This window comes from Rhodococcus sp. SB1D (assembly GCF_048573875.1).
Taxonomy (GTDB): Bacteria; Actinomycetota; Actinomycetes; order Mycobacteriales; family Mycobacteriaceae; genus Rhodococcus_F; species Rhodococcus_F qingshengii.
In genome coordinates this window covers 130454-144116 of sequence record NZ_JBMAIQ010000014.1, presented here as the reverse complement: position 1 = coordinate 144116, position 13663 = coordinate 130454, and the positions used below count along the sequence as shown (strand labels likewise).

Sequence of the window (13663 nt, the reverse complement as noted above, 5' to 3'; positions counted from 1 at the left end):
TCGGAGCGGAAAAGTGGGGTCCAGGCGCCACACGTGGACAGCTAATAGCGAGGATGTGAGTGTTCACATTTTCGCTGGACGATTGTCCACATCAGTGCTTGCGAAGGTCAGCGAGATCATGGCAGCGCGCAGTTTGAGCAGTTCAGAGGGCAGGGCCGGATCCAATCCGGTCAGGGTTGCGATGCGCTTGATTCGATTGTCGACGGTGTTGGTGTGCAGGCCGAGCGCCGACGCGGTGCGCTGACGATGCTGGCCGTTGGCGAGATGTATGGACAATGTCTGCAGCAGTTCCGGATTGCCGTCGAGTGGCTTGAGAAGATTGATCAAGCTGTCGCGGCCTGCGCCACCCCGAGTGAGTTGATACTCGAGCGCGAGGTCTTCCATTCGGTAGGACCGCGCCGGCAGTCTCAGGCGCCGCACGAGTTGCGCCAATTCGTGAGTGGTTGCTTGGGCGGCGGCGATATCTCGTACCGCGGCGTTCTCGGCGATTGCTGTGATCTCCACCCCGACCGTTGCGCGTGCGCGTTGGATGACCTCGCACACTGTTCCCCAGTCGGGTGTGCCCTCGATCAGGACCAGACCACGTTGCGGTGCAGGAGCTTCGAGCAGCGCCGACCCGAAGTGGGCCGCGATTTTCGATTGAGCGACGGAGAGGTCACGGTAGGCCTGTATGCGCTGGTGGTTGCCGTTGCGTGCTCCCGGGCGGATGGGCGGCAGGTTCACCAGGAGTCGCAGGACGAGATAGCGGGGTGCGAGTTCAACGCCCATCTGCAACGCAAGCTGGGTGGGATCGTCGCCGTCCAGCATGGCTTTCACGAGAGCGCCGGCGGAGTATTCCCCGAGTTGGGAACCGGCAGGAAGAGCCGAAAGATAGCTGATCGAGATGAACGAGTGAAGCCGCTGCGCAAGTGCGAACAAGAACTCGTTGAGATCCCCGAGATTGGCGGAGTCCTCGGCGTCGGCCCGGCTGAGGATGAGGGTGCGAAAAGTGCTGATGCCCTCGTTGGTCAAGTTGAGGATCGCGCTGAGTGGCACGCCTTTCAATGCTTGTTGGACGGTCATCGTGTGAATGCCGTCCAACTCTTGGTCGGTGGGAAGTTTGCGGTGATCCAATAGCTGGATCCCCACTTGGAGCCCCTGCACGATCACCGCAATCAGTTCCCGACGTACTGCCTCCGTTTGGAGGGAAGTCAACGTCGGGTTGGCACGGGACAGGTGATCTACGAGATCGCTTGCCAGTGGGATGACGTCGTTGACCGCTGTGGAGGCGGGCTTGCCTCCCAACATGAGCGGTCCCGGGTTGTTCAGCAGCGCTGGGGACATGGGTGGCCTCCTCTAGACAGGTGCGTCGCCTGGCACAGGCACCCGGAGGCTCGGCGCGTTACGAAGCGGGGTACACGCTGAGGCCTTGTTCGGGGGCATACTCGCCGCTGAAATTTGCGGATCGAATTGCGCCAGGCGTTGTGATTTCTACCACATGAACGATCGTCCAACTGTGAAATGGACAAATGTGAAGATAAGTCCATATGCCCCACGCGCTGCGGACCTAAACAATCGTCCACTTACGGTGTTTTTCGACGTCAGAGCGGAAAACGGTTTCGGAGGACACCGCGAGTTCCGTCTGGGATCATTGCCGCGCCTGCGTTGTCGTCGCGGGCGATTTGCTCGGATCAAGCTCGAGGGCCCTGGGTCCTCGCGGACCCAGGGCCCTCGCGGCCTAGGTATTGATTCGACCAGTCCGATGTACGGGAACCGGTTCAGGGTGAAATCACCCTTTTCTCTGTACTGCTGTCTGTGGTGAGGAAATCTCTAGATGACGCCCAGTGAAATCATGGCGTCGGCCACCTTTACGAAGCCGGCAATGTTCGCGCCGTGCACGTAGTCGCCCGGCTTTCCGTACTCGGCAGCGGTGTTGATGGTGCGCTTGTGGATGCCGCGCATGATTCCGGCGAGACGCTCGTCGGTGTACTCGAAGCTCCAGGAATCACGCGAAGCATTCTGCTGCATTTCGAGAGCGGAGGTTGCAACGCCACCGGCGTTGGCCGCCTTGCCGGGTGCGAAGGCTACGTTCGCGTCACGGAAGAGCTGGATGCCACCGGGGGTGGTGGGCATGTTCGCGCCTTCGGCAACGGCCTGAACGCCGTTGGCGATCAAGGTCTTTGCGGCATCTTCGTCGAGCTCGTTCTGAGTCGCGCAGGGGAGTGCGACGTCGCACGGCACGTCCCAGATGGAACCGTCGGCGATGAACTCGGCATGCGGAACTGCGTCGGCGTACTCGCTGATGCGGCCGCGGCGAACTTCCTTGATCTCCTTGAGGAGGTCGAGATCGATGCCCTTCTTGTCCACGATGTATCCCGAGGAATCCGAGCAGGCGATCGCGACGCCGCCGAGCTGGTGGATCTTCTGGATTGCGTAGATGGCGACATTGCCGGATCCGGAGATCACGACGTTCTTGCCTTCGAGGCCTTCACCCTTTGCCTTGAGCATTTCGGCGACGAAGTACGCGACGCCGTAGCCGGTGGCCTCGGTGCGAACCTGCGATCCGCCCCAGGTGATTCCCTTGCCGGTGAGGACGCCCGACTCGTACGTGTTGGTCAGCCGCTTGTACTGACCGAACAGGTAGCCGATCTCGCGACCGCCGACGCCGATGTCGCCGGCCGGAACGTCGGTGTATTCACCGATGTGACGCTGCAGTTCGGTCATGAAGGACTGACAGAAGCGCATGACCTCTGCGTCGGAGCGGCCCTTGGGATCGAAGTCCGAGCCACCCTTGCCGCCGCCGATGGGCAGGCCGGTGAGTGAGTTCTTGAAGATCTGCTCGAAGCCGAGGAACTTCACGATGCCCAGGTTGACGCTGGGGTGGAAGCGCAGGCCGCCTTTGTAGGGGCCGAGTGCACTGTTGTACTGCACGCGGAAGCCACGGTTGACGTGAACGTTGCCCTGGTCGTCGGTCCACGGCACGCGGAAGATGATCTGGCGTTCCGGCTCGCAGAGCCGCTCGATGAGTCCGGCGTCGGCGTAGCGGGGGTGGCGTTCGAGCACTACGTGAAGAGACTCGAAGACCTCTGCGGCGGCCTGATGGAACTCGGGCTCTCCTGCATTGCGAACCAAAACCTGATCGTAAATCTGCGCTACGCGGTCACGTACGGACACCGCTCACCTACCTCGTTGTGAGAACTCTTTTACATTTCCGTTACATACTAGGCGCCTTTATTGCTGTATCGGACAACTGTCCTGTGAAGGTGAAATCGGACACAGCTGTCACTTGTGTCAGTTGAACGGGCGATTTATAACAATTTGCTCAGCTTTCACTCTCTTAACACATTCCAAATGGTTTGCTTCTGCGGTCGGGGATCACTGTGCCTGTGGTCCGAACGAGTCGAAATGATCAGAGGGGCTGCACGTGCGTAATAAACACTCCATGTCGGCGATGTTGTCGATAGGCGTCGTCACGATTGCCGCGACGATTGCCGCAGCACCGTCTGCGTCGGCGATCGGTGGACCGTGCGGTTCGGGAGGAAGTGGTTCCGCCGGATCGATGACGGGTTCGCTCGGCTCGCTGACCGGATCGCTCGGCAGTGGATCCGCCGGTACCGGCTCCCTCGCCAACGCGCTGCCTTGGATCACCGGCGCCCCCAACGGTGCTCTGCCGGTGCTGACCGGCCGCACCAAGGCGATCGAAATGGTCACTGGCCCAGGCAGTCCCAACAACACCATCGAGCGGTTCAACGTGTCGGGTACCGACCTCGGAATCATGTGGGACAACGGTCTTTCGGGGCCGGATCACGACGTGCTGATGGCATTCGGCGACACGGTGGGCGACTGCGACACCCCTGGTGACGACTGGCGCAGCAACGTATTGTTCCGCAGCAACGACACCGCCATTGCCGACGGGATGAAGATCGACAGTTCTCCTTTGGACGGCCCCAATCATTCCAAGGAGATCATTCCGGGATTCGGCATTCCGGGTGAGTTCACCACCATCCCGACCGCTGGAATCTCTTACGGTGGTGTGCAGTACATCAGATTCATGTCCGTTCGGTCGTGGGACGAACCTGGAGCCTGGACCACCAACTACTCGGCTCTGGCTTTCTCCACGGACAACGGTGAGAACTGGGAACTCGATCCGGCGACAGTTCGCGCCAATACCGAAGGACTTGGCATTCCGGGGATTCCGGCAGTATCGCCGATCAATTCCAACTTCCAGCAGAGCGCCTTCCTCGACGGTCGGGACGGCTACATTTACGAATACGGAACTCCCTCAGGTCGTTTCGGTAAGGCGATCCTGGCGCGAGTGGCCGGCGCCGACATCAGAAATCTCGGCGCCTACGAATACTGGGACGGCTCCGGTTGGAGTCCGCGAGATACCGATGCCGTTCAGGTCATCAAGGCACCGGTCAGTGAACTCGCAGTGCAGTGGAACGACTACCTGAACAAGTACGTTGCCATGTACACCAGTGCCGAGGGCAACCTGGTGATCCGTCAGGCCGACCAACCGCAAGGCCCGTGGAGTGGTACGCAGACCCTGTTGAGTGGAATCACGTTGCCCGCGTTGTACGGCGGATTCATGCACCCGTGGGCGAGCGGACAGTTCCTCGAATTCGTCGCCACCACGTGGGACCGTTACAACGTCATCTACATGCGGACCGATTTGAACGGACTCCAGATGGCGTCGTCGGATTCGCGCGATCGTCCTGACCCCGCGACCACCGGTGAGGCTCGCGTACTCGAAGTCACGATGCCGGAAGACCGCTAGCCGAGCAAGATTCGACAACTATGGCCTGCAACTCGATCGAGTTGCAGGCCATAGTTCTGTGGGTAGTGATATTCGGGTGATACTCAGAGAATGAAGAGCATTTCCTGATACGTCGGGAGTGGCCAGTGATCGTCGGCGACGATGGTTTCGAGGAAGTCGGCCGCTGCACGTACCTCTGCCATGGCGGGCAGGAGTGCGTCCTGTGCGTGCTTGGCCTGATCGAATGGCGACTCGCCGGCGTCGGTGTCGATTGCTGCGCGCAGGGCCGCGAGCGCTGTGCGCAGAGCCGCAACGGGCGCCGACACTTCTTCGAGCGGTGCTGAATCCGGTTCGAGGCCGGCAGACTTCAGTGCGACGAAGTTCTGCGCAACTTCCGTCTGGTGGCGCACTGCAGCCGGAAGAATCAGCGTCGTACCGATTTCGGCGGCCAGGCGTGCCTCGACGCCGATGCTCAGTGCGTACTGTTCGAGTCCGACCTCGTAGCGGCTGTGCATCTCCCGGTGGTTGAAGACCTTGTACTTCTCGAAGAGTTCCATCGAGGATTCGGTGATCAGTTCAGGAAGGGCGTCCAGCGTCGTGCGAAGGTTCGGCAGGCCGCGAGACTCGGCCTCGATCTGCCAGTTCTCCGAGTAACCGTCGCCGTTGAAGACAACCGCACCGTGGTTGGTGATGATCTCGGTGAGCAGATTCTGGACGGCGGTGTCGAAATCGGCGCCGTCGGCGACCGCGGCCTCAAGTTCGGTGGCCATGTAGTCCAAGGCCTCGGCCATGATCGTGTTGATGGTGACCATCGGGCCGTTGACTGTTTGCAGCGATCCTGGCGCGCGGAACTCGAAACGGTTGCCGGTGAAGGCAAATGGGCTCGTACGGTTGCGATCGCCCGGGTCGGTCGGTAGGACGGGAAGGGTATCGGCGCCGATCATCATGGTGCCCTTGTCCTTCGACGATGTCGCGGCGCCCTTGGCGATCTGCTCGAAGACGTCGGCCAGTTGATCGCCGAGGAAGATCGAAATGATGGCCGGGGGAGCCTCGTTGGCGCCGAGGCGGTGATCGTTGGTTGCCGATGCGACCGACGCGCGCAGGAGGCCCGCGTATTTGTGGACGGCCCGGATGACTGCGGCGCAGAATACGAGGAACTGGGCATTGTCATGCGGATTGTCGCCGGGGACAAGCAAACTGCCGAGTTCGGAGTTGCCCAGCGAGAAGTTGACGTGCTTGCCGGAGCCGTTGACACCGTCGAACGGCTTCTCGTGGAACAGACATTCCATGCCGTGCTTCTTGGCGATTGTCTTGAAAGTGGTCATCAGCAACTGCTGGTGGTCCGCGGCGATGTTGCCTCGCTCGAACATCGGGGCGATTTCGAACTGGCCGGGCGCAACCTCGTTGTGCCGCGTCTTGGCGGGGATACCGAGTTTGAAAAGTTCCCGCTCGGTGTCCATCATGAATCCGAGCACACGTTCCGGGATCGCCCCGAAGTAGTGGTCGTCGAACTCCTGGCCCTTGGGCGGCTTTGCGCCGAAGAGTGTTCGGCCGGCGTTGAGGAGGTCGGGGCGGGCGAGGAAGAAGTGTCGATCGATCAGGAAGTACTCCTGCTCGGGTCCGCAGAACGACACGATGTGCTCGGGATCGGTATGGCCGAACAACTTCAGGATTCGTTCGGCGTGGAAACCCATTGCCTGTTGTGAACGCAGCAGGGGAGTCTTGTGGTCGAGCGCTTCGCCGGTCATCGAAACGAACACGGTCGGGATACACAGTGTGTTGCCGTTGGGGTTTTCGAGAACGTAGGCCGGGCTCGTGACATCCCAGCCGGTGTATCCGCGAGCCTCGAACGTGTTGCGCAGCCCGCCGTTCGGGAAACTCGACGCGTCGGGTTCACCTTGGATCAAGGTCTTGCCGGCGAACTCCGCCAGTGCACTGCCGTCGCCGACCGGCTCGAGGAAGCTGTCGTGCTTCTCGGCGGTCAACCCGGTAAGCGGATAGAAGACGTGGGCGTAGTGGGTTGCGCCTTTCTCCAACGCCCAGTCCTTCATCGCGGATGCGACCGCGTCGGCGACCATGGGATCAAGCGGTTTGCCTTGCTCGATCGTCGCCATCACCGATTTGTAGACAAGCTTGGGCAGTCGCTTCTGCATGACCACCTTGTTGAAGACGTTGGCTCCGAACACCTCTCCGGGTGTCTCGTCGGTCGTGAAACTGACCACCGGAGGTGTGTAGGCCTCGACGTCCTTGATCGCTTGCAAGCGAACTGCATTTCCACTCATGTGCTTACCCCTCGCCCGGGCCCAGGGCTGCGCTGCTGATTGCGAGCCCGACTTCGGCAAACCCTACGAACCTCCGGTATCGGGGGTGTTTCGTAGATATTGCGCCTGTCCGCAAACTTCGAGTCACAACGGAAATGTCGACCTGTCGGAGGTCTACGGCAGACTTCGAGCGGAGGGGTCAACACGGGTCAGACGAATCGGAGAGTCTTTGTGATCAGGGTTTTGGTGCCAACCACAGTGGAGCAGGGCGATCTCGCGGAAGTGCTTCGGTTGTACGACGAACTTGTCACCGAGACCCGAAAAGAGGACGGCTGCATCAATTACGAGTTACTGCAGCGCACCGAAAATCCCTGCGAGCTCGTGTTGGTGGAGGAATGGGAATCGCAGGAGCACCTCGACGCCCACACCCATACCGAGCACTTCGTCAGGTTGGTTGAGGCGCTGGACAAGCTCGAGACGGCAGCGCCGGCGCAGATCTTCACGAAGGTTCTGTAGCGGCGGAGGCAGGTTTCAGTGCTCGCTAAGGCGTCGAACAAACATTCCGGAGAGCCCCGAGCGTCAACGAGGCGACCCGTTCCGACACACGCGGAAACTGGTTTGCATCGACACGCCAGAATCATCGTAGATCCGTCGAGTCCGATGTAGGACAGCACCTTCGGGCTCCAGCCGGGCGTTGTGCAGGTGTCGGCCGACCTGCACGGGCGCTCTATACGGTGACGTCGGAGTAGGGCATATGCTCTGACACCCAAGGAAATACGAATTCCATGAGTAGCAGCACCACCGCGACCACGAGAACGATCGCCAGCAGGGCCTTCACTGGTCGGGGGCCGGGGAGCGCTCCCCAGAGGTATCCGTACATTCATTGCTCCTGGAATGCCGCGGGAATGGTGCCCGAAGTCTTCGAGATTGTTTCGACGAGAACCGCGTGGACGATCAAGCGTTCGCTGTTCGAGTAGAGCGGATGGCACGTGGTCAGTGTCAACATACTTTCCAGCGTGGCGTCGGGCTCGGCCCAAGGGCTTCCGGGCAGCGGGTTGACGACCGCAACATCCCCGGGCACGGTGATGCGCCGCCCGAGGAGATGGACGTAGTCGCCTTCGGAAACACGATCGGCTTGCTCGGGATTCAAGCAGGCTTTCGCCGCAGCGCGACGTTCGGGCGAGGCCTGGTCGAGTGGGAGCAACCGGTACGTCATCCATTGGAACTCGGTCTCCACGACGACGGCATCGCATGCATCGAGTCGATCCAGGTGCTGGAAGACTGCGCCGGAACCATTGCGGTGCCCGGCGAGCGCGAAGTTTCCGGCTTCGCCGGGCATCTGCGAGTCCGGGTAGTGGCCGGGGCCGGCCCGCAGGTCCTCGTTGCGTGTGCCCTCGACGATTGCGTACGCGGCGCCGAGTGTGGGGAAATGCACGCGCGCGAATCCCTCGCCGAGCACAGGGATCAGCGGGGACACCGGCTGACCATCGATCACTCCTGAGGCTTCGGGGACTTCGGCCCAGGATTCCTCCAGACTGTTGTTGAGCTCGTCCTGCAGCCGCCCCGAGACGATATTGGTCCAGAACGCCTCATAGATGACGAACAGCAGGATGACGACCCCGGCCGTGAGGAGCAGTTCGCCGATTACCTGGCCTGCGCCCGGCCGACGACGCCCTGAAACTTCGGTATCGCTCACGGACCGGGGTCTCCTCTCCACAGATCTACCGAGATAGCTGATGTGTCGAATTGGTGCCGTATCGAACTAGCTGCCCGCGTCGATCGTGGCGCTCCCGGTACCGCCGAGGAGATCGTAAAGGAGTACGGACAGGCGACCGAGGCCGTCGATCGCGGCAGAACCAGTGGTCTCGATGCCTTCGATGACGATCGGGAACGGGAGGAATGACATGGTGTTTCTCCTTCGAGGGGTGGGCCGCGGCGGCGGCCGCGAGATAGATGCGTCGTGACGGTGAAACAGGGCGGGTGCGACCAGGTGTATGTTGCACCCGCCCTGTTTCGGTATTTCTGGTTGGGAGTTACTCCTGGCCGGGTGCGCGCTTGCGGTTACGCAGGGTGAGCCATGCGCCACCGCCGATCAGTGCCAGCGCCAGACCGGCGAGCCAGATGACGTTCGCGCCGGTTACCGGCAGGGACGAGGACTGGTCCGGTTTGGCCTGAGCAGGATTTCCCGGAGCAGGTGTGCCCGGAGCACCGTTGTGTCCACCACCGTTGTTGCCGGGAGTGTTGTTGCCGGGAGTCGACACGTCAGTGCCTGGTCCTCCGGGTACTTCAGAGCCCGGCCATGTCGGGATTTCCCACGGCGGCAGCGGGATCGGGATCGGGATGATGATCAGCCCATTGCTGCTGGTTTTGTTCTCGAGTCCCAGGACCACCGACTTGTTTGCTTCGCCGGTGAGCTTGACGGAAGTTGCGGTCGGTTCGCCGTCGATCTTCGAGACATCCGCCTTGCCTTCCTTGACGCCCCAGATCACTTCACCCCACTTGACGTTGGTGACGTCGGTGTGAGCACCGGTTTCTGTGAAAGTGATGTCGGTGTTCAGCGGGAACTGGACCCGGCCGTCGATGACGGCTGCGTCGCACTGGGCGGTCGGAGTGACCGAAGCGCCCGGCTTGACATCGAGAACACAAGACCGCGCCTCATTGTCGATGTCCGTCCACGTAGCCGTGACCTGGAAGATCGTGGATCCGTCTTTGGCTACCTGGCTGCCCTTGGGGCCGGTCACGATCTTGTCGATATCCACCTCGGTGGTCGGGATCGGGCGGTTGTGGATCTCCACCACAGCCTTCTCACCCGCCACCGCCTTGACGGTGTCGCGGTAATCGGCGTCACCGGCATCCGCGGAGACGTAGTAGTACGGCCGCGCCCAGTCGATACCGGCCAGTGGCTTGGGGTCGACCTCGGAGAAGGTGATCACGGTGTTCCGCGGCACAACCTCGTCGGACGTCCAGCTCCAGTCGTTTGCGGCATCGAGGGTGATGGTCTGGCCCACTGCCGGGAAATCAGTTCCAGCGGGGAGTGCCGGATCGATCCCGTCGATACGGACCTCGAACGTCGCGCTGTCAGGCAGGTCGGCCTCGGGTGCGCGGACGGGGTTGCCGTCAGCGTCGAGGATGAACTTCGTGAATTCGACCGATCCGAATTTCCACAGCGCCTCGTTCGACAGCGTGATCAGTCGACCGTCGGTCGGGTCGTCGGAGACTATGCCCGTCGCGGTGCCGTCGAGGTTCGAATGCAGCCACGATTCGCCTTCCGGGCTGGTGCCCCAGGAGATCGTGCCCCACTCGACTCCGTCGACATCGGGACGGCCGGTCTCAGTGAAGGTCACCTCGGTGCCGACAGGGAGGTCGACGCCGAGCGGTGTGGTCTGTCCCTGCTTGACGCTCAGCACCTGGGTGCGGTACTCCACACCGTCGCGCCAACGCGCCTCGACCGTGAACTCCACGTCGTCGCCGACGGCCTCGGCGGCCTCACCGCCGACCTGCTTTGCGATGCGCAGAGTGCCGTCGTTGACGTCGACGAAGTTCGACACCTCGATCTTGCGCAGATCCTTGCCGATGGTCACCACGGCTGCGTTGTCCGGACTGATCCTGACATTCCCGGAGTATGCGGGCACGCCATAGGCGAGACCGTCACCGTTTGCCGGAACCAGCTCTGTCAGTGTGACTTCGGTGCCGCCCGGCAGGTTCTCGCCGAACGGAACCGGGGTGCCGTCGGACGGAAGAGACAGCGTCTTGCTCTGCGGGTTGTCGTCCGTATCGAGCCAGGTGGCAATCACGTCGAAGCTCGCCGGTACGGCCTTGTCGGACGCCTTCGGGCCCGTGAGCTTTTTGCTCACTTCGAAGGTGCCTTGCGTGATCGTGGCCTCGTTGGTGACGGAGACCGTGTTCGCCGACGCGTCGGTGCCGATGGTGAGCGTCTTCGGGCTGATCACCGGCAGCGACCACGTCACGAGGTCGGTGTTCGTCGGTTGGACCTCGGTGAAGGTGACTTTCGCTCCGATGGGCAATTTGCCCAGGTCGTAGTGCTGACCGTCCTTCAGGGTGAATTGACGCAGCTCGTTGCCGGCGGCGTCGTCACCGAAGGCGATCTCTGCGTTGACGACGAAAGCCTCGAGCCCCGTGCGCGCTCCGTCACCGATGACGGATTTGGTGATCCTCGCCGATCCCAGGCTCGCTTTGTTGAGCAGTGTGACACCGACATTGCTCTTCGGCGTGATGGTCACCAGCGCCTCGGTGCGGTCCCCGTTGAGCGTCACACCCTCCGACGGGCGGAACGTCCCTCTCTCGAAGTACACACCGTCAACGGTCGGGAGGTTGATCTCGGACAGGCGGATCTGCCAGCCGGTTCCGCGGGGGTTGATCCCACTGACGGGTGTCCCGTCAGCCTTCACCTTGATCTCGTAGGAGCTCACCGGGGCGTCGGTCGCTGGATCTTGCCCGGGGGCGAACTCCTCGACTTTCACAGTGAACTCGGTGTCTTCCGGGAATTTCTCGGAGAAGGGAGCGATCTCCTTCAGAAGCGAGAACGAGCCCCGCGACACACCTTGGCCGGTGCCGCCGCCGCCCCATTCCTGCTTGACGCTCTTCGACAGCGTCTGCTTGCCGGCATAGGTGAGGGTGTTGGAGTATTCCGTGTCGCGCTGGTCCAGTCCGCCGCTGCTGGTGCACAGGGTGTAGCTGACGAGGTACTTCGTCTGACGGCTGTAACCGTCCGCGTCCCGAGGGAGGGTGAGATCGAAACCGCCGTCGGCGCGCGCCACCGAGGTGGCGTCGGTTATATCGCGTTTCTTGTTGCCGTCGAAGAAGTCTTGCGCGACGACCTTGAGATTGAGGTTGCTCTTGAGATCGCCGCCGATTTCACACACCGTCATGTTCGGTGAGAACCTGTCGTTGATGACCGCCGGTTCCGTAAGGCCCTCGAGATCGTGTCCGGAGATTTCCACGGTCCAATTGAGGGTGGTGCCTGCCGGCTGCTCCACACCGCCGATCGTCTGCGACGTGGTGTTGATCGCGCCGTTCTTGCCGCTCGTGAACCCAGGTCCCTCAGTCTTTCCCGTGATCGACGTCTTGTTGACGACCGCCGAGTTGGTGAGATGGTCCTCGGAGTCCGGCACCTCGGTGGTGGTCAGGCAGGTCCGGTACGTGAAGTAGTAATACTGTTCTTCGTTGAATGTGTCCGGGTTATCCACAGTGATCGCCGCGGTGAAGGTACTCGCGCCGGCTACTGCGCCGATGGGAGCAATGGTGAATCCTGCGGCAGGAGTGCGGTAGTTGGGTTCGTTCTCCCGCCCTGGGAGGTAGTCAGACTTCTCGATGACTACCTGCACGCCCGAGGCACAGACCGCATGGGGGCCGCCGAAGGTGTCGGTGATGTCGATCTTGTGGTTGTTGGCGGCAATGTCGGTGCCCGGAACCACAATCGTCCAGACGGCTTCCATATTGCGCTTACCGCCGTCGAGGTAGCCGCCCTTCCAGGGCTCGGTCTGCGGCGCGTAGTCCTGTCCCACGCCATCCGAAGCCACCGTGTTGTCACCGATCGTCACGGAGTTGGTGTACTGAGTCCCCTTGAGATCCACAACGCCGCTGGTCGTGCATGAGGTGTACTCGATGCGGTAGAGCTTGCTGCCCTCGAAGGGCCCGCCGTTGTTGATGTTGATCGTGACCTGATCACCCGCGTCGGGTTGGGTGACGGTGACGCCGCCAGGGGTCTCTTTGAGATCGCCCGGGCGACCGGACCACAGCTTCGCGTTGAGCAGGCTGCCCGCACACACCTTCATGTTGTCGGAGAGCTCGTCGCTCAGGGTCACCGAACCGGTGTTGCCTGTGTCCAACTTGGCCAGATCTGCGCCGGGGATGTCGATGGTCCACCGCACTGACTGCTTGTTGTCCTGGAGTTTGCCGGACTTCGTCGACTCGCCGATTACGCGGCCGTCGGTGATGCCGCCCGTGCCGGGCAGGTCGACCTGCGTGACCTTGTTGTTGATCGTGAAATCCACAGTCTCTGACGTGGTGTACTCGACTGCCTTCGTGTAGACGAAGAAATCGCCCTTCACCTCGTCCGGCCGATCCGCCACAGCGTCGGAGAGCACGCAGGTCATGAGATTGGTGGAAGCAGCCAGATCGCATGTGCCCCAAACCGTCCCATCGTCGCCCGCGAGCGCGATCGTCGGGTTGGACTGAAGCTTCAGCTCGCCAGGGAATTCAATGGTGAACTGGTCGCCCGGCTGCGGACTCGCGCTTGACGCGTCCCAAATGCCCTTCACCGTGACGGAGTCCCCGACCGTGATCTGCTGGTCGTTCTTTCCTTCGACCTGGACGTCGGTGATTTTCACATCGATGCCGGGATTGACTCCGCGTGCGGCCAGTCGCTGCGCCGCCACAGGAGTCGTCGACGAGGACGCCGTCGTGATCGGCGGTTTCGCAGAAGTGGGTGACTCCGACGTGGAAGTAGGCGGTGCCGTCGTCTTCAGTGGCGCCTCCGTCGTAGTCGCGGGCGGCTTCGGTGTGGTCGGAACTATTGTGGTCGGAACTATGGTGGTCGAGGTCCCGACGTCATCGGCCGAGGCAACCTGGACGAAAGAGAACGACGATACGACCAGCGCCAGGACCGCAACGATCATCCCCAAAGCTGCCCACCGAGACACCACCC

Annotated in this window: 9 protein-coding genes; 2 read left to right on the top strand and 7 right to left on the bottom strand. The window is 61.7% G+C overall.

Going from position 1 to position 13663, the window contains the following annotated elements:
- Nucleotides 1-63: 63 nt before the first annotated feature.
- Nucleotides 64-1323 carry a PucR family transcriptional regulator gene (locus ACN50D_RS26825; protein WP_003945374.1) on the bottom strand — a complete coding sequence of 420 codons (1260 nt, stop codon included), beginning with the start codon at nt 1321-1323 and terminating at the stop codon, nt 64-66.
- Between the two features lie 486 nt (nt 1324-1809).
- Nucleotides 1810-3153 carry an NADP-specific glutamate dehydrogenase gene (gene gdhA, locus ACN50D_RS26820; protein ID WP_003945368.1) on the bottom strand — a complete coding sequence of 448 codons (1344 nt, stop codon included), beginning with the start codon at nt 3151-3153 and terminating at the stop codon, nt 1810-1812.
- Nucleotides 3154-3421: 268 nt separating this feature from the next.
- Between gdhA and ACN50D_RS26815 the strand changes: the two genes are divergently transcribed.
- The gene (locus tag ACN50D_RS26815) at nt 3422-4756 is read left to right on the top strand and encodes a DUF4185 domain-containing protein (protein WP_007733338.1); all 1335 of its coding nucleotides are present in this window, start codon (nt 3422-3424) and stop codon (nt 4754-4756) included.
- Nucleotides 4757-4839: 83 nt separating this feature from the next.
- Here the strand turns inward: ACN50D_RS26815 and ACN50D_RS26810 are convergent, their stop codons facing one another.
- A complete protein-coding gene (locus ACN50D_RS26810; RefSeq protein ID WP_003945365.1) occupies nt 4840-7017 on the bottom strand; it encodes a glutamine synthetase III in 2178 nt (725 codons plus the stop codon).
- A gap of 225 nt (nt 7018-7242) precedes the next feature.
- Between ACN50D_RS26810 and ACN50D_RS26805 the strand changes: the two genes are divergently transcribed.
- Nucleotides 7243-7512, top strand: coding sequence for a putative quinol monooxygenase (locus tag ACN50D_RS26805; RefSeq protein WP_230358829.1), 270 nt, complete (start codon nt 7243-7245; stop codon nt 7510-7512).
- 211 nt (nt 7513-7723) lie between these two features.
- On the opposite strand, the gene ACN50D_RS26800 is transcribed toward ACN50D_RS26805, so the two are convergent.
- The 4 genes from ACN50D_RS26800 to ACN50D_RS26785 all read right to left on the bottom strand — a co-directional run bounded on the left by ACN50D_RS26800 (nt 7724) and on the right by ACN50D_RS26785 (nt 13634).
- Nucleotides 7724-7876, bottom strand: a complete 153-nt coding sequence (locus ACN50D_RS26800) for a hypothetical protein (RefSeq protein WP_003945315.1) — start codon at nt 7874-7876, stop codon at nt 7724-7726.
- Complete coding sequence (locus ACN50D_RS26795; RefSeq protein WP_007733340.1) at nt 7877-8692, bottom strand: class E sortase; 816 nt, start codon at nt 8690-8692, stop codon at nt 7877-7879.
- Between the two features lie 66 nt (nt 8693-8758).
- Nucleotides 8759-8902, bottom strand: a complete 144-nt coding sequence (locus tag ACN50D_RS26790; RefSeq protein ID WP_007733341.1) for a hypothetical protein — start codon at nt 8900-8902, stop codon at nt 8759-8761.
- 127 nt (nt 8903-9029) lie between these two features.
- Nucleotides 9030-13634 carry a DUF5979 domain-containing protein gene (locus ACN50D_RS26785; RefSeq protein WP_211921337.1) on the bottom strand — a complete coding sequence of 1535 codons (4605 nt, stop codon included), beginning with the start codon at nt 13632-13634 and terminating at the stop codon, nt 9030-9032.
- Nucleotides 13635-13663 lie beyond the last annotated feature (29 nt).

Coding starts and splice junctions, on each gene's coding strand:
- ACN50D_RS26825 (WP_003945374.1), bottom strand. CDS start 1,323: ATGTCCCCAGCGCTGCTGAACAACCCGGGACCGCTCATGTTGGGAGGC.
- ACN50D_RS26815 (WP_007733338.1), top strand. CDS start 3,422: ATGTCGGCGATGTTGTCGATAGGCGTCGTCACGATTGCCGCGACGATT.
- ACN50D_RS26810 (WP_003945365.1), bottom strand. CDS start 7,017: ATGAGTGGAAATGCAGTTCGCTTGCAAGCGATCAAGGACGTCGAGGCC.
- ACN50D_RS26800 (WP_003945315.1), bottom strand. CDS start 7,876: ATGTACGGATACCTCTGGGGAGCGCTCCCCGGCCCCCGACCAGTGAAG.
- ACN50D_RS26790 (WP_007733341.1), bottom strand. CDS start 8,902: ATGTCATTCCTCCCGTTCCCGATCGTCATCGAAGGCATCGAGACCACT.
- ACN50D_RS26785 (WP_211921337.1), bottom strand. CDS start 13,634: ATGATCGTTGCGGTCCTGGCGCTGGTCGTATCGTCGTTCTCTTTCGTC.